This is a genomic window from Nonomuraea sp. WAC 01424 (assembly GCF_003947315.1).
Taxonomy (GTDB): Bacteria; Actinomycetota; Actinomycetes; order Streptosporangiales; family Streptosporangiaceae; genus Nonomuraea; species Nonomuraea spiralis.
Genome location: NZ_QHHZ01000002.1, coordinates 118,905 through 133,791 on the forward strand (window position 1 = coordinate 118,905; position 14,887 = coordinate 133,791).

Sequence of the window (14,887 nt, forward strand, 5' to 3'; positions counted from 1 at the left end):
ACCACTCCGGGGGCCGCTTCCATGCGTTGACAAGCAGGTCCCAGATCGACTGCCCCGACGCCCCGGACCGGCCCGCTATGTCCGTGACCTTCGCCCCCGACAACACCTCGATCACCGCGTGATAGCGCCGCGCCGCGACACTCAACTCCACCAATGCCACCCGAGCCTCCTCGAAGCGTCGATGACGCCACGAGCAGGCACGGATAGCGATCAAAGTGTCAACCATCAAGCGAGACAGGACATTGATCGGCTCGTCTCCGTGAGGCTCAAGCGTCAAGAACGTCTTGATGACAGCGACTTCAACCTCTCGGTGATCGTAAGTGAGACCGTGCTGTGCCAGCACATAGGCGGCGCGGCCGTCAGGGCCGAGCAGCTGAGGCACCTGGCCGAGGCGAACCGGAGAAGGAACGTCATGGTTCAGGTCCTGCCGTTCCGGGTTGGCGAGCATGCAGCCCTGACCGGCTCGTTCACCATCCTGCGGTTCCCAGGTAATGCCAACAACATGGACATCGTGTACCTGGAGAACATGACCAGCGCCGTCTATCTGGAGGAAGCGCCAGAGGTGCACACCTACGAGTCGGTGTTCGACTACCTCAAAGCCAGTGCGCTGAGCCCGAACGATTCAGCATCTATGCTGATGGAAGTAGCGGAACGCCTCGCGTGACGCGGGTATGGAAGGGTCGCGGATGGAGATCGTGGACACCGATTGGAAGAAGAGTCCGTTCAGTGGCGGCAACGGCAACTGCGTCGAGCTGAGAAGGCATAACGGGATGATCGAGGTTCGCGACTCCAAGGACCCGGCCGGCCCGATCCTGTCCTTCACGGATTCCGAGATCCTGGCGTTCCGGCATGGTCTCGGAAGCGGCGCTTTCGATGAGATCGTCGGGCCACTCCCGGCATCCGGTGACTGAGGGCGCGGTCAACGCCGGACCTGCTTGCACGATCCACCAAGAGCTTTTGGGAACCCCCTCGGGCCGAGCATCGTACTGCGTGCCTCTGGCCCACTGGACCCGCCGTAGGGCCGCGAGGCGCTGTAGCGGTCAGGGCCTTACCGAATCGTTTCGGAGCCGAACAGTCTGCGGCTCCGCACAGCGGCATTTAGGGGTCATACCTTGACAGTCGGCTTCCCCGCGCCGTTGGGACCGAGCAGGCCGCAGACCGTGCCGGCGGGCACGTCGAGATCGATGCCGTCCAGGGCTCTCTTCGAGCCGTACGTCTTGCGCAGGCCCTTGGCGAGCACTGCGGACATGGCCACCTCCCAGTCGAAACGTACGGCGTACCGTACAACATACGATTAGAGTTGGCAACCGTACGGTGTACCGTACGAGAGTGACTGTTGAGTACCCTGGTAAGGGCGACCCGGCGCGCAGCCTGGCGCTGTTGTGGCGGACGAGCGAGCGGGCCAGCCGCAAGGGCAAGCCCGAGCTGAGCGTCGACCGCATCGTCCGGGCCGCCATCCAGGTGGCCGACGCCGAAGGGCTCCAGGCCCTGTCCATGCGCCGGGTGGCGGAGAAACTGGGCGTCGGCACGATGTCGCTCTACACGTACGTGCCGGGCAAGCCCGAACTGCTCGACGTCATGCTCGACACGGTCTACGGCGAGACCGCCCGTCCCGACGACGTGCCCGGCGGCTGGCGGGCCCGGCTCGAGCTGATCGCCAGGGAGAACTGGGCGCTCTACCTGCGCCACCCATGGATGCTCCAGGTGGCGGTGAGCCGCCCGCCCCTCGGCCCCAACGTCACCGCCAAGTACGACTACGAGCTGCGCGCCATCGACGGCATCGGCCTGACCGACCTGGAGATGGACTCGGTGATCACGCTGATCACCGGCTTCGTGCACGGCACGGCAAGGGGCGCGGTCGAGGCCGCCCAGGCCGAGAGCGAGACCGGCATGACGGACATGCAGTGGTGGGCCGCGCACGCGCCCTTCCTCAGCCGGATCAGCGACCCCGCGAGGTTCCCGACGGCCTCGCGGGTCGGCCAGGCGGCCGGGGAGGCGCTGCAGGCCGCCTACAGCCCCGAGCACGCCTTCGAGTTCGGCCTCCAGCGGGTGCTCGACGGCGTCGAGGTGCTGGTCAACAGCCGGTCATCGGCCTGACAACGCCTGCTCGTAAGCCAGCAGGGTACGCACGAACGTGTGCCGTTCACCCGGTGTCAGCGGCTCCAGCGCGGTCCGCCACGCCGTGGCGCCGTAGCCGAGCCATTCGGTGATCGCCTCCTGGTGGTCTGGGGCGATGCTGACGATCGTACGGCGCCGGTCGGCGTCGTCCTCGCGGCGTTCCAGGACACCCTTCCTGCTCAGCTCGCCCACCATCAGGCTCACCGTCGCCGGCGCCACCTCAAGGCGCCCGGCCAGCTCGTTGACCGTGGTCGGGCCGTCGAACAGCAGGTAGGCCAGCAACGACAGGTGCCGGGGCGCCAGCGACAACGACCGCAGCGCCTCGGGCACCTTCAGCCGCTTGGCCCGGCCCACCATGCGCGGCATCAGGAGCAGCAGCGTCCTGATGCCTTCGTCCACGCTCAAGCCGTCGGTTGACATCACCAATACCTTGCTGTCTAAATTAGCTTTGCTTGCAAAGCAAATACGTCGTCGTCTGAGCAAAGGATAGTGACATGGACGAGCGGGTACGGGCTTTCGGGGACGAACTGGTCAAGGTGCACGACTGGTTCAGGGGCGAGCTGGCGAAACTGCGGGCGGGCGGAGACGTCACCGACGACCTGCGGGCACACTGCCTGACGTTCTGCGACGCGCTGAACTTCCACCACTCTGGGGAGGACCGGGTGGCGTTCCCGTACCTGGAGCGGCTGCGTCCGGAACTGAAAGAGCCCCTCGACCGGCTGCGCGAGGAGCACGAGGCGATCGCGGCGCTGGTCGGGGAGCTACGCGCGGCGACCGGCCCGGCGGCGGTCGAACGCGTCGCCGCCGAGCTGGAGGCCCATCTCGACTACGAGGAGAAGGTGCTGGTGCCCGTGCTCAACTCGCTGGAGAGCGTCCCGTGGGCGGTGGGTGGCTAGCGGACGGGGGCCGCGCGCAGGCGTACGACGTGCTCGACGAGCGAGATCAGCGTCGACTTGACCGACTCGCGGTTACGCGCGTCGGTGCGCACGATCGGCACGTGCGCCCCCAGGGCCAGCGCCTCGCGCACCTCGTCGTCGGTGTGCATGAACTGCCCGTCCCAGCCGTTGATGCCCACCACGAACGGCAGCTTGGCCTCTTCGAAGTAGTCGATCGCGGGGAAGCTGTCGGCCAGGCGGCGGGTGTCGAGCAGCACGACCGCGCCGATCGCACCGCGTACCAGGTCGTCCCACATGAACCAGAACCGGTGCTGTCCGGGCGTGCCGAACAGGTAGAGGATCAGGTCGCGGTCGAGCGAGAGGCGGCCGAAGTCCATGGCGACCGTCGTGGTCTGCTTGTTCGGCGTCAACCCGAGGTCGTCGATGCCCGCGGACGCGTCGGTCATCACCGCTTCCGTGGTGAGCGGGAGGATCTCGGACACCGCCCCCACGAACGTCGTCTTGCCGACGCCGAAGCCACCGGCGACGACGATCTTCGTCGACGTGAGGCCGGGGCTAGAGCCTGCGAAGTCCACTGAGCACCCTTTCGAGCATGTTGAGGTCTGGCTGTCCCTGGCTGAGGCGCGGCTGGTGCAGGCGGACAAGTCCTTCGTCTGACATGTCCGCCACGAGCACCCTCGCCACGCCCAGCGGGACGCGGAGCAGGGCCGAGATCTCGGCGACCGACCGGAACGTCCTGCAGAGCTGCATGATGGCCTCCTGCTCGGGGGTGAGCATGGCCATCTCGTCGTCCGGGATCGACATCGACGAGATCAGCGTTTCCATCGCGAGGTGATACCGCGGCTCGGAACGGCCGCCGGTCACCGCGTAAGGACGGAACAGGGGCTCGTCGTCCCCGGTCCCGTCACTTCCGTACACGGCCCTCTCCCATCAGTTCCATCACATCACCGGGTCCTTGCGGCCTGGAGCTCCGCGCGCAGGGCCGGCGTGAGCGCCTGTCCCGCCCTGTCTACCAGCAGCGTCATCTGGTACGCCACCAGCCCCATGTCACAATCGGGACCCGCCAGCACCGTGAGCACGGAACCGTCGCTGATCGCCATGACCAGGAGCAGCCCGCGCTGCATCTCGACGACGGTCTGCGACACCGCGCCGCCCTCGAACACCCGCGACGCACCCACGGTCAGGCTCAGCAGACCCGCCGAGACGGCGGCGAGCTGGTCGGCGCGGTCCGGCGGGAAGCCCTCCGAGGCGGCCAGGCACAAGCCGTCCGCCGAGACGACCACGGCGTGCGCCACCCCCGGCGTGTTGCGCACGAAATCGGTGATCAGCCAGTCGAAGCGGTGTGCCTCATGGCTCAGCGTTGTCACGCATCCTCCCCAGCGGGACGCTTACTCACTCTGTTCCTCCTGTCCACGTACTTCCTGGCGGCCCCGTCGCACACCCTGCTGGAAGCCGGCCATCCGGCTGCGTATCCGGTCGGCTGAGACCGGAGGAACCGGCGGCTGCGGCTGCTGCGCCTGCTGCTGAGCGGGCTGGCTCGCCGTGCCCGGAACCAGGTTGGCCTTGGGGGTGCGCTTGGGGAGCCCCGCGGCGGTCACGCCGCCGAGGCTGGGCTCGCTGGCTTTGGCCGCCGCACGCCAACCGGCGTCCGCGGCTGTCTGCCACGCTTCCTCCCCAGAGGGTACGGCTTGCGCGGGCCCGGCCTCACCGCCGGGCTTCCCGGAGGAGGGCGCCTCGGGCGCGGACTCCCCCGGCGGCCTGCGGAACCACGCGGACTCCACCGACGCGAAGATCGGCAGAAACTCTTCCTGCTCCGGCTCCATCGGCGAGACGTCCACCGACGGCGTCGGATCCGGCCGGCGCACCTCGTTCGTCCCGTACGGCGGCGGCGTCGGGAACGCGCTCCCGCCGTTCGCCGGGTACGGGGGGAACGAGCCGGTGCCCGACGACAACGACGGGTAGGCCCCAGAGTCGAACGAGGACGGCTGCCGCCGGTAGGAACCACCGTCGGTGTCGGCGGTGAACCCGTTGACCGGCCGGCCCGGATCGGAGTTGAACGCCCCGAGCCCCTGCCTGGGCTGCGGCGGCGGACTGTCGAAGGAGGACGGCCCCGAGGGGGCGCCGCCGAAGGGGCTCGCGGGCCCGGTGCCGAACCTGGCCGAGTCGCCGGAGCCCGGCCGCGTCCCGTTGGCCTCGATGGAGTCGAAGCTGCCGAAGGAGCGGAACGAGCCGTTCTGCGGGGGCGGGGTCACGGTCCCGCCGCCGAACGCCGGGCGCTGCGGCAGCGGCTGCTGCATGCCGTCGGCGATCAGCGTGGGCGGCAGCAGCACCATGGCGATCAGGCCGGCGCCCTCGCCCTTCCTGAGCTGGACGCGGATGCCGTGGCGCAGTGCCAGGCGGCCGACCACGAACAGGCCCATGCGCCGGGAGACCGACACGTCCACGACGGGGGGCTCGGCCAGGCGGCGGTTGGCCTCGGCCAGCTCCTCCTCGGTCATGCTGATGCCGGAGTCGCTCACCGACAGCAGCGCGCCGCCGCCCTCGATGAGGCTGCTGGAGACCAGGACCTGGGAGTTGCTCGGGGAGAACTGGATGGCGTTCTCGACCAGCTCGGCCACCAGGTGGACGAGGTCGTTGGCGGCGCTGCCCTGGACGGACGTCGCCCGGTGGACCTTGACCTGGACGCGTTCGTAGCCCTCGACCTCCGACAGCGCGGCGCGGACGACGTCCACCAGCTTGGCGGGCTGGCTGCGCCGGCGGGTGGCCTCGTGGCCGGCGAGGACCAGGAGGTTCTCGGAGTTGCGGCGCATACGGGTGGCAAGGTGGTCGAGCTTGAACAGGTCAGCCAGGCGGCCGCCGTCCTGCTCGCCCTTCTCCAGGCCGTCGATCAGCGAGATCTGCCGCTCGACCAGCGTCTGGGTGCGGCGCGAGAGGTTGACGAACATCGAGCTGATGTTGCTGCGCAGGTCGGCTTCCTCGCCCGCCAGGCGTACGGCCTGGCGGTGGACCTGGTCGAAGGCCCGCGCGACCTCACCGATCTCGTCCTGGCCCTCGACCTCGATCGGGCGCACCTCGGTGCTGGTCTCGCCCGAGACGCGGAGCTGGCGCACCACGTCGGGCAACCGGAAGCCGGCGATCTCCAGTGCCTCGGTGCGCAGCCGGCGCAGCGGGCCGACCATCGAACGGGCGATCGCCACGGTGAGCAGCAGGACGATCAGCAGCAGCGCCAGGATCAGGGCGCCGGCGATGATGGCGTTGCGGATCTCGGACTCGCGCAGCTCCTGGCTGCGCAGGTTCACCTTGTCGGCGAGGTCCTTCTCGATCTCGTGCAGGACGCCGACCGCGACCTTGTTGTCGTTGAACCACTGCTCGCGGGCGTTGGACCGGGAGGAGATCAGGTTGTCGGCGATCCGTACGCCCGGCGCCCGGCCGCTGGCCAGCGTGACCGCGCGGGCCTTGGTGAGCTGGACGTTGACGTACTCGTTCTTGCCGGTCAGCAGCTTGGACAGCTGCAGGCCGATCTCGGCTCCGGCCTCGGCGCCCACGGTGGCGATGTCGCTCTGTTCGCGGGCGTTGGAGGCGATGAACCGCTCGACCTCTTTGGCGTCGACGCGGTCGACGTTGTAGGAGTTCTTCAGCAGCTGCACGCGCTGGCGGGAGATCTCCTCCTTGGCCTGCGCGAGCGCACTCAGGGCGCGGAAGTGGCCGATGATCTGGGAGTCGTCCGACAGCAGGGCCAGCTCGTCGTGCAGCTTGAGCAGGGTGTCGGTCAGGAAGTCGTAGCGGATGGTGTCGGCCTGGCCCTCGGCCCGGATCTTCGCCAGCCGGTTGAGGTCGTACTTGGCCTGGCCGGCGGCCTTGACGACGCGTTCGCCGTAGGACTCGTCCATGGTGTCGAGGTCCTCGCGGACGCCCTTGACCAGCTTGTCGACGGCGGTCTTGTACTCGTTGAGTTCGGCGGCCTTCGATTTGCGCAGCTTGGGATAGGCGCCGATCCAGCCCCCCGTGTCACGCTCCAGGCCGAGTGCCTGCACCAGGTCACGGATCCGGCCCGCCTGCTCGGCCGCGGTGGCCGTGCGGTCGTAGTCGCCGATGCTCTGGACCGAACCGACGACACGCGCTCCCCCGAGCACGACGCCGGCGATGGTGGGCACGAGGATGAGCGCCGTCAGACGCCATCTCACGCGCCAGTTGCGTAGGCCTAGACGAGGCAGCGACCGCTTCCCGCGGTCCCGCCTCGCGGCATGGCCGCTGTCGGAATTCCCCGTTGTCACTGCTTTCGCTACCCCTCAATCGTCCCGTTCAACGACGGGTGTTCAAGCCGTCCACAAGGTATCCGCAGCATCCGACTTAACAGGCATTTCGGACACAATCGTTACATATGTGACCGACAGTTGTTCACTGTTGGTTATCGCAGTGCGGCCAGCACCTGATCGCGGACTTGAACTCGCTGCGCGCCGTCGCTGAGGGGGCGACCGGCGCGGTCCACGACGTAGAAGACGTCCACCGCCTCCGCGCCGAGAGTCTCCACGCGGGCGGCTCTCACGTCAAGAGCGCACTCACCGAACGCCCGTCCAATGCGCCACAGGAGCCCCGGCCTGTCATGGGCCCTGACTTCCACCACCGTGGCCGTCGCGGAGGCGTCGTCGACCAGTGTCACCCGAGGTGGAGCCACAGGTACCCGGGACGGCCGCACGGACCTGCCCCGGCGGGCCAGCCGCTGCTCGATGTCAAGACGGCCGGCAAGGACGAGACGCAGGTCGGCCTCCAGCGTGGCGGGGTCGGGCGGAGAGCCGTACTCGGGGACGACGGCGAACTCGATCACCGCCGTACCGCCCGCGGAGGCGGCCGACGCCGAGCGCACGACCATCCGGTGGGCGGCCAGCACACCGGCGGCGCTCCACAACAACCCGGCCCGGTCGGGCGCGACGACCGTGACCGCTCCCCCGTTGACGCGGACCGCCCCGCCGCCGTGCCGGGCCAGCGCGGCCTGCTCGGGCGAGATCGAGGGCGCCTTCGGCGGGGGCGAGCCCGACAACACGGACCTCACCCGGCGGACGAGGTCGGCGACCAGCCCGGCCTTCCAGGCGTTCCAGGCGGCGGGGCCGGTCGCGTTGCCGTCGGCCACGGCCAGCGCGGCCAGCAGGTCGAGCACCTCGCGCGAGCCGACCGTGGCGGCGACCTTCTCGATCGTGACCGGGTCGTCCAGGTCCCTGCGGGTGGCGGTCTCGGGCAGCAGCAGGTGGTGGCGTACGACGGTGGCCAGCGTCTCGACGTCACGGGCGGGCAGCCCGATACGGGTGGCGATGTCGCGGACCACGACCTCCCCGGTCGCCGAATGGTCGCCCGGCCAGCCCTTGCCGATGTCGTGCAGGAGCGCGCCGATCAGCAGCAGGTCGGGACGGGAGACCTCGCGGGTGTGGCCGGCGGCGTTCGCGGCGGCCTCGATCAGGTGCCGGTCGACGGTGAAGCGGTGGATGGGGTTGCGCTGCGGACGATGCCGTACGCGTTCCCAGTCAGGAAGCAGCTTGACAATGACGCCCGCCTGGTCGAGCTCCTCCCACACGGGCACGGCGGCCCGTCCGGCCCCGAGGATCGACACCAGCGCGTCCCGTGCCTTCTCCGGCCACGGCACCGGCATGGAAGGCGTCTGAGCAGCCAGGACGGACACCGTGGCGGGCGCCAGCGGCAGCCCGGCCTCGGCCGCCGCGGCGGCGGCCCGCAACACCAGGGCGGGGTCCTTGCGCGGGTCGGCGCCCCTGGCCAGCACCACCTCGCCGCCGTGCTCGACCACGCCGTCGGCCAGCGGGCGGCGCCCTCTCGGGGCCGGTCCTGACAGGAGTCTGTCAACGGTGCGCCAGGTGGCGTCGAAGGCGTGGGAGACGGTCCGGCCCGCCTCGGCGAGCCTGCGCATGAGCGCTTCGGCGTCGAGCAGGCCGAGCAGCCCGGCCACCGCGTCCTGCTCCTGGAGCACGAGCCGGTCGGTGCCGCGCGCGGTGACCACGTGCAGCGCGTGCCGGACGTCGAGGATGAACTCGTACGCCTCGCGCGCCCGCGGTCCCGGCGCCGAGGCGACCCAGGCCGCCGCCACGGCCTGCATGGCCTGGACGTCGCGCAGCCCGCCGCGGCCGTCCTTGAGATCGGGTTCGAGGAGGAAGGCCAGCTCGCCGCTGACCTGCGCCCGGTGGTCGGCGGCGGCGCGCAGCTCGCCCAGCCTGCGCCGCGAGTCGGCCCGCCAGTCGGCCAGCACCGCCTCCCTGGTCCTCCTGGTCAGCTCGGGGTCGCCGGCGACGTGCCTGGCCTGGATGAGCCCGAGCACGGCCTTGAGGTCCTGCCGGGCCACGGCCACGGCCTCGGCCACCGTACGCACCGAGTGGTCGAGGCCGACGGCGGAGTCCCAGATGGGGTACCAGACGCGGTCGGCGATCCGCGCAACGTCGGGCCGACCGGCGTGCAGCAGGACGAGGTCCAGGTCGCTGCCGGGGGCCGGCTCGCCGCGGCCGAGGCTCCCGACGGCGACCAGGGAGACCTGGTCGCCGTCGCTCGCCGTCCTGAAGAGGTCCTTGAGCCAGCGGTCGGTGTCCGCGGTCCGCTCCTTGCGGGCCGCGGCGTACGAACGCGCCTCTCCCCTCACAGGGCCTCCGGCCCTCGCTCCCCGGTGCGTACGCGCACGACGGTGTCGACCGGGACGGACCACACCTTGCCGTCGCCGATCTTGCCGGTGTGGGCCGCCTTGACGATGACCTCGACGACGTCGTCGGCGTCGGCCTCCTCGGCCAGCACCTCAAGGCGTACCTTCGGCACCAGGTCCACCTGGTACTCGGCGCCGCGGTAGACCTCGGTGTGCCCGCGCTGGCGGCCGTAGCCGCTGGCCTCGCTGACCGTCATGCCCTTGATGCCGAACTGCTCCAGCGCGGCCTTGACGTCGTCGAGCTTGAACGGCTTGATGATCGCGGTGATGAGCCTCATGCCTCCACCTTCTTGGGAGCCGGGGCCGGAGCCGGGGTGAGGGGACCGTTCGGGGTGGTCATGCCGGAGGCGTAGACCGTGCCGAGGTCGTACCCGGTCTCGGCGTGCGTGGTGACGTCGATGCCGGTGATCTCGTTCTCGGTGGGGACGCGGAAGCCCATCGTCCTGTCGATGATCTTCCCGATGATCCAGGTGGCGATGAACGAGTAGCCGCCGACCGCGACCGGGCCGAGCACCTGAAGGCCGAGCTGGCCGATGCCGCCGCCGTAGAACAGGCCCTTGCTCTGCTGTTCGAGGAAGGGGTAGGCGGCCAGGAAGCCGAGCGAGACGGCGCCGATGACGCCGCCGACCAGGTGCACGCCGACCACGTCGAGCGAGTCGTCGAAGCCCAGCCGGTACTTCAGGCCCACGGCGTAGGCGCAGACCGCGCCCGCGACCAGGCCGATGAGCATCGCGGCCCACGGGTCCACGAACCCGCAGGCCGGCGTGATGGCGACCAGCCCGGCGACCGCGCCGGAGGCGACGCCGAGGCTGGTGGCGTGGCCGTCGCGCAGCTTCTCCACGACGAGCCAGGCGCCGGCGGCGACCGCGGTGGCGATCTGGGTGTTCATGAACGCCAGCCCGGCGGTGCCGTCCACGGCCAGCTCCGAGCCCGCGTTGAAGCCGAACCAGCCGAACCACAGCAGGCCCGCCCCGAGCAGGACCAGGGTGAGGTTGTGCGGCCGCATCGGCTCCTTGCGCCAGCCGTGGCGCTTGCCGATCACGAGGGCCAGGGCCAGCGCCGCGGCGCCGGCGTTGATGTGGACGACGGTTCCGCCCGCGAAGTCCTCGATGCCCATGGTGTTCAGCCAGCCGGTGCCCCACACCCAGTGGGCGACCGGGAAGTAGACGACGGTCGCCCAGACGACGGTGAACAGGATCCAGGCCCCGAACTTCGCCCGGTCCGCGATCGCGCCGCTGATCAGGGCCACGGTGATGATGGCGAACGTCAGCTGGAAGGCCGAGAAGACCAGGCTCGGCATGCCGGTGCCGTCGTCCTTGGTGGCCGTGTCCACCAGGCTCTGCAGGCCGATGGCGTCGAAGCCGCCGACGATGTTGTTGAGCACCGAGCTGCCGTTGTCGGTGAAGGCGATCGAGTGGCCGAACAGCACCCAGGCCACGGTGACCGTGATGATGGCGCCGAACGACATCATCATCATGTTCAGGACGCTCTTGGCCCTGGTCATGCCTCCGTAGAAGAACGCGAGACCCGGAGTCATCAGCAACACCAGCGCGGTGGCCGCGAGCATCCAGGCTGTGGTGCCGCTATCGATCTTCACGACGCGACCCTCCTTACATGTGACGTGTCGCCACAGCGTCTTCGGCCGGGGTTTCGTGGCTCGACCAGGGGTGTTTCGCGTTCGTGAATCTCGCCGGTGCGGTGTTTCGGGTACGTTTCGGGCCCTTCACACGTTTCGTTCCGGCCTTGACATGCCATACTTAGGGTTGCCTTACCTAATAGATCAAGGAATCCCTCATGCGTCTCCGGCTTCTGGCCCTGCTTCCCGTCCTCGCCCTCGCCGCCTGCGGCACCTCGACCGGCACGGAGGACGCCGGCCCCACCCGGACCGTCAAGCACGCCATGGGTGAGACCAAGGTGCCGATGACCCCCAAGCGGGTCGTCGTACTCGACACCGACAAGCTGGACACGATGGTCTCCCTCGGCCTGGCCCCCGTGGGCGCCGCCCAGGCGGGCGAGAACCAGACCTGGCCCGAGTACCTGGGCTCGGCGCTGTCGGCCACCAAGCCGGTCGGCACGCTCCAGCAGCCCAACATCGAGGCGATCATGGCGCTCAAGCCCGACCTCATCCTCGGCTCGAAGTTCCGCCAGGCCGCCTTCTACGACAAGCTCAGCAAGATCGCCCCGACCGTCTTCACCGAGAAGGTGGGCGTCACCTGGAAGGAGAACTTCCTGCTGGACGCCGAGGCCCTGGGCAAGAAGGAGCAGGCGTCCGGGCTGCTGTCGGGCTACGAGAAGCGGGCCAAGGAGGTCGGCGGCCGGTTCTCCAAGCTGTCGGTCAGCATCGTGCGCTTCATGCCCACCGAGATCCGCATGTACGGCCCCGAGTCGTTCAGCGGCATCGTCGTCGGCGACGCCGGCATCCAGCGGCCCGAGGCGCAGCGGCTGGCCGACCAGCAGGACAAGCGCTTTGGCAAGCTGAGCCAGGAGAACATCGCCAAGGCCGACGGCGACGCGATCTTCTACAGCGCGTACGGCGACGCCGCCGCCAAGTCGCAGGCCACGGTGACCGGCGGCCCGCTGTGGAAGAACCTCGCCGCGGTCAAGGCCGAGCACGCGCACAACGTGGACGACGAGATCTGGATGACCGGCATCGGCGTCACCGCCGCCGGCAAGATCCTCGACGACCTGGAGAAGTACCTCACCCCGCTGGCCTGACCACCCCGCCCGCCCGCGAAGAAGCGCCTCAACCCGCCACTTCGACCGGGTCGCCCTGGGCGATCCGGCCGGGGCGCAGGACCCTGGCGTAGACGCCCGCGCACGCCTGGAGCCCCGCGTCCATCACCTGGACGCGGTTGTGCCGGGCCACCACGCGCAGCGCCTCGGTGTCGCGGCCGAGCGAGCCGTGGGCGAGCGTCGGGATGGCACAACGCGGGCTCGGCACGATGACCTGGAGCACGACCTCGTCCCCGACGTGCAGCTCGCGCCCCACCCAGTCGTTGTCGGCGAAGCCCTCCGCGGCCGTCCTGATCACCAGGTTGGGCCGGTAGCGGAGGGCTTCGACGTGCCCCCGGGGACTGAGCTCGCCGATCCGGTCGAGCGTCGCCGTCGAGATCAGGTGAAGGGGCGCGAAGTCGAAGAACGTGCCCTCGGGCGAGGCGCCGCCGAGCGTGCCGACCGTGTAGGGCACCTCCGCCTCGATGCCCTCGGCCAGCACCCGTTCGGGCACCGAACGCTCCAGCTCGGCCCCTTCCGGCGGCACGTCGATCAGCCGCACCTCGCGGCCGAGCAGCTTCGACAGCTCCTCGTCCCCCGGCACGCGGGCGCCCTCGACGGTCAGCAGGTCACGCCAGAGCCTCGGGTTCTTGGCGCTGGCGATCTTCCCGGTCGCGACGTCGAGCACCGCCCGGACCCGGTCGCCCGCCAGGCCGCGTTCGGTCACCTTGCTCCCGGCGACCTCCTCGCCCAGCATGGACTTGACCGGGTAGCGGCGCAGCGTCTCGACGTACATGATCGAGAGCTTACGGCCGGCCCCAGAAACGGCGCAGATGGGGGACCAGTTCGGCGGCCCGCTCGTCGGGGAAGAACAGCCGGCCGCCCTCGATCTCGACGACCTCCCTGACGCCGGGGATCGTGTCGCGCAGCCAGTGGGCCCAGCTCACGTCGAAGAACACGTCGCCGGTGCCCCACACGACCAGTGTCGGCACGGTGAGCACGGTGAGCCGGGGCTCGATGGCGACCATGTCCTTGGCGTCGATCGAGGCCAGCAGGCGCTCGAAGGCGCGCCCACCCCCGGGCTTGGCCAGGATCGGGCGCAGGTAGGCGTCGACCAGCTCGGCGGGGTCGTCGATGCGCTCGTAGCCGGCGCCGAGCGCGGTCCTGGCCAGCAGCTCGGGATGGTCCAGCACGGCCGCCACGAGCCCGGCCAGCTCGCCTCTGACGGCCAGTTCGACCGTGTCCGCGAACGCCTCGGGCGGGGTGTTGGTGTGCACGTCGCAATTGGTGAGGGTGAGCGAACGCAGCCGCTCCGGATGGCGTACGGCGAAGACCTGGGCCACGGCGCCGCCGGTGTCGTTGGCCACGAGGTCCACCTCGTCCAGGCCGAGCCCGGCGCACAACTCCTCCACGACCTCGGCCAGCGCGGGGATGGACAGGTCCGCCCGCGGCTCGCTGCCGCCGTGCAGGGGCAGGTCGAGGGCCACGCAGCGGCGCTCGTCGCGCAGCTCGGCGATGACGTTGCGCCACAGGTACGAGCTGGTGCCCACACCGTGCACGAACAAGGTCGCCGGGCCCTGGCCCACGTCCACGTAGGTGATGCCGTCCATGGGGGCTCCTCCTCGATTACAGACCGACTGTCGGTCTATGAAATTACCGACCGTCGGTCGGTCTGTCTAGAGTGGGAGCATGAACCTCAAGGCGGAGCGCGGCGCGGCCACCCGCGACAAGGTCCTGGCCATCGCCACGCGGCTGTTCGCCGAGCGGGGCTACGACGACACCTCGATCGAGACCGTGCTGCAGGAGTCGGGGCTGAGCCGCGGGGCGCTCTACCACCACTACGCGGGCAAGGACGTGCTGTTCGAGGCGGTGCTGGAGGCCACGGAGTCGGCCATCGGCGTCAAGATCGCGCGGGCCGTGCGCGGCATCGCCGATCCGGCGGCGGCGCTACGGGCGGGCGCGCTGGCCTGGATCAGGCTCGCGGGCGACCCGGTGATCCGCCGTATCGTGCTCATCGACGCACCCTCGGTGCTGGGGTGGGAGCAGTGGCGGGCGGTGGAGGAGCGGTATTCGTTCGGCATGCTCAAGGCGGCCCTGGAGGCGACCGGGGCGGTGCCCGAGGGCTTCGTCGACCTGCACGCCCACATGTTGCTGGCCGCGATCAACGAGAGCGCCCTGCTGGTGGCCAGGGGCGGCGACACGGCGACGGCGGAGGCGGCAGTGGAGGAGTTCCTGCGCCGCGTCCTCACCCCGTAGAGACCCTCTGGAAACCCCGCAGAAACCCCCTGGCCCCCTAGAACCCCCCAACCCCCTGAAGCCCCCCAGAACGCACCCCAAGCCCCTGGAGGCCCCCAGAACGCGCCACGCCGCCCCCCGAAGGCGGGTGGCGGCGATGGCGGGAGTGGGTCGAACGGCCGCGTCGGCCCTGCGGCGCAGTGGAATGCGGGTCAGGCGACCACGCCGGCCATGC

The 14,887-nt window shown here is 70.0% G+C and carries 16 protein-coding genes and 1 pseudogene; 6 read left to right on the forward strand and 11 right to left on the reverse strand.

Features of this window, described 5'->3' with window-relative positions:
* Positions 1–181: 181 nt before the first annotated feature.
* A complete protein-coding gene (locus DMB42_RS05850) occupies positions 182–664 on the forward strand; it encodes a DUF5753 domain-containing protein (protein ID WP_260477515.1) in 483 nt (160 codons plus the stop codon).
* Positions 665–686: 22 nt separating this feature from the next.
* On the forward strand, positions 687–911 hold the full coding sequence (locus DMB42_RS05855; RefSeq protein ID WP_125631436.1) for a DUF397 domain-containing protein: 225 nt from the start codon (positions 687–689) through the stop codon (positions 909–911).
* Positions 912–1,117: 206 nt separating this feature from the next.
* Here the strand turns inward: DMB42_RS05855 and DMB42_RS05860 are convergent.
* Positions 1,118–1,249, reverse strand: a pseudogene (locus DMB42_RS05860) (daunorubicin/doxorubicin resistance ABC transporter ATP-binding protein DrrA); the annotation flags it as partial.
* An 80-nt stretch (positions 1,250–1,329) separates the two neighbouring features.
* On the opposite strand from DMB42_RS05860, the gene DMB42_RS05865 reads away from it, so the two are divergent.
* Positions 1,330–2,097 (forward strand): TetR/AcrR family transcriptional regulator, encoded by a 768-nt coding sequence (locus tag DMB42_RS05865; RefSeq protein ID WP_125631438.1) that lies wholly within the window; start codon positions 1,330–1,332, stop codon positions 2,095–2,097.
* Here DMB42_RS05865 and DMB42_RS05870 read toward each other — a convergent pair.
* The gene (locus DMB42_RS05870; protein ID WP_125631440.1) at positions 2,086–2,538 is read right to left on the reverse strand and encodes a MarR family winged helix-turn-helix transcriptional regulator; all 453 of its coding nucleotides are present in this window, start codon (positions 2,536–2,538) and stop codon (positions 2,086–2,088) included. The genes DMB42_RS05865 and DMB42_RS05870 overlap by 12 nt on opposite strands.
* Before the next feature lie 74 nt (positions 2,539–2,612).
* Here DMB42_RS05870 and DMB42_RS05875 point away from each other — a divergent pair, with 74 nt between their 5' ends.
* Entirely contained in the window at positions 2,613–3,014 is a 402-nt protein-coding gene (locus DMB42_RS05875) for a hemerythrin domain-containing protein (RefSeq protein WP_125631442.1), read from the forward strand.
* On the opposite strand, the gene DMB42_RS05880 is transcribed toward DMB42_RS05875, so the two are convergent.
* The 7 genes from DMB42_RS05880 to DMB42_RS05910 all read right to left on the reverse strand — a co-directional run bounded on the left by DMB42_RS05880 (position 3,011) and on the right by DMB42_RS05910 (position 11,302).
* Positions 3,011–3,589, reverse strand: a complete 579-nt coding sequence (locus tag DMB42_RS05880; protein ID WP_125631444.1) for an ATP/GTP-binding protein — start codon at positions 3,587–3,589, stop codon at positions 3,011–3,013. The two genes, DMB42_RS05875 and DMB42_RS05880, sit on opposite strands and share 4 nt — an antisense overlap.
* The gene (locus DMB42_RS05885; protein ID WP_125631446.1) at positions 3,570–3,932 is read right to left on the reverse strand and encodes a DUF742 domain-containing protein; all 363 of its coding nucleotides are present in this window, start codon (positions 3,930–3,932) and stop codon (positions 3,570–3,572) included. Before DMB42_RS05885 ends, DMB42_RS05880 begins: the two co-directional genes overlap by 20 nt.
* A gap of 26 nt (positions 3,933–3,958) precedes the next feature.
* Entirely contained in the window at positions 3,959–4,381 is a 423-nt protein-coding gene (locus DMB42_RS05890) for a roadblock/LC7 domain-containing protein (protein WP_185844483.1), read from the reverse strand.
* Positions 4,382–4,402: 21 nt separating this feature from the next.
* Positions 4,403–7,198: a nitrate- and nitrite sensing domain-containing protein gene (locus DMB42_RS05895; protein WP_185844484.1), complete on the reverse strand. Its 2,796-nt coding sequence runs from the start codon at positions 7,196–7,198 to the stop codon at positions 4,403–4,405.
* Positions 7,199–7,422: 224 nt separating this feature from the next.
* On the reverse strand, positions 7,423–9,648 hold the full coding sequence (locus DMB42_RS05900) for a [protein-PII] uridylyltransferase (protein ID WP_125631450.1): 2,226 nt from the start codon (positions 9,646–9,648) through the stop codon (positions 7,423–7,425).
* Complete coding sequence (locus DMB42_RS05905; RefSeq protein ID WP_125631452.1) at positions 9,645–9,983, reverse strand: P-II family nitrogen regulator; 339 nt, start codon at positions 9,981–9,983, stop codon at positions 9,645–9,647. The genes DMB42_RS05900 and DMB42_RS05905 overlap by 4 nt, the downstream gene beginning before the upstream one ends.
* On the reverse strand, positions 9,980–11,302 hold the full coding sequence (locus tag DMB42_RS05910; protein ID WP_125631454.1) for an ammonium transporter: 1,323 nt from the start codon (positions 11,300–11,302) through the stop codon (positions 9,980–9,982). The genes DMB42_RS05905 and DMB42_RS05910 overlap by 4 nt, the downstream gene beginning before the upstream one ends.
* Before the next feature lie 197 nt (positions 11,303–11,499).
* On the opposite strand from DMB42_RS05910, the gene DMB42_RS05915 reads away from it, so the two are divergent.
* Positions 11,500–12,420 carry an ABC transporter substrate-binding protein gene (locus tag DMB42_RS05915; protein WP_125631456.1) on the forward strand — a complete coding sequence of 307 codons (921 nt, stop codon included), beginning with the start codon at positions 11,500–11,502 and terminating at the stop codon, positions 12,418–12,420.
* A 28-nt stretch (positions 12,421–12,448) separates the two neighbouring features.
* Here DMB42_RS05915 and DMB42_RS05920 read toward each other — a convergent pair whose 3' ends face one another.
* Together DMB42_RS05920 and DMB42_RS05925 are read right to left on the reverse strand one after the other, a co-directional pair.
* Entirely contained in the window at positions 12,449–13,213 is a 765-nt protein-coding gene (locus DMB42_RS05920) for an MOSC domain-containing protein (protein WP_185844485.1), read from the reverse strand.
* Positions 13,214–13,223: 10 nt separating this feature from the next.
* Positions 13,224–14,027 carry an alpha/beta fold hydrolase gene (locus tag DMB42_RS05925; protein ID WP_125631458.1) on the reverse strand — a complete coding sequence of 268 codons (804 nt, stop codon included), beginning with the start codon at positions 14,025–14,027 and terminating at the stop codon, positions 13,224–13,226.
* Positions 14,028–14,106: 79 nt separating this feature from the next.
* Between DMB42_RS05925 and DMB42_RS05930 the strand changes: the two genes are divergently transcribed.
* Entirely contained in the window at positions 14,107–14,673 is a 567-nt protein-coding gene (locus DMB42_RS05930) for a TetR/AcrR family transcriptional regulator (RefSeq protein WP_125631459.1), read from the forward strand.
* Positions 14,674–14,887: the final 214 nt, after the last annotated feature.

Coding starts and splice junctions, on each gene's coding strand:
- DMB42_RS05850 (WP_260477515.1), top strand. CDS start 182: ATGACGCCACGAGCAGGCACGGATAGCGATCAAAGTGTCAACCATCAA.
- DMB42_RS05855 (WP_125631436.1), top strand. CDS start 687: ATGGAGATCGTGGACACCGATTGGAAGAAGAGTCCGTTCAGTGGCGGC.
- DMB42_RS05870 (WP_125631440.1), bottom strand. CDS start 2,538: ATGTCAACCGACGGCTTGAGCGTGGACGAAGGCATCAGGACGCTGCTG.
- DMB42_RS05875 (WP_125631442.1), top strand. CDS start 2,613: ATGGACGAGCGGGTACGGGCTTTCGGGGACGAACTGGTCAAGGTGCAC.
- DMB42_RS05905 (WP_125631452.1), bottom strand. CDS start 9,983: ATGAGGCTCATCACCGCGATCATCAAGCCGTTCAAGCTCGACGACGTC.
- DMB42_RS05915 (WP_125631456.1), top strand. CDS start 11,500: ATGCGTCTCCGGCTTCTGGCCCTGCTTCCCGTCCTCGCCCTCGCCGCC.
- DMB42_RS05920 (WP_185844485.1), bottom strand. CDS start 13,213: ATGTACGTCGAGACGCTGCGCCGCTACCCGGTCAAGTCCATGCTGGGC.
- DMB42_RS05925 (WP_125631458.1), bottom strand. CDS start 14,027: ATGGACGGCATCACCTACGTGGACGTGGGCCAGGGCCCGGCGACCTTG.
- DMB42_RS05930 (WP_125631459.1), top strand. CDS start 14,107: ATGAACCTCAAGGCGGAGCGCGGCGCGGCCACCCGCGACAAGGTCCTG.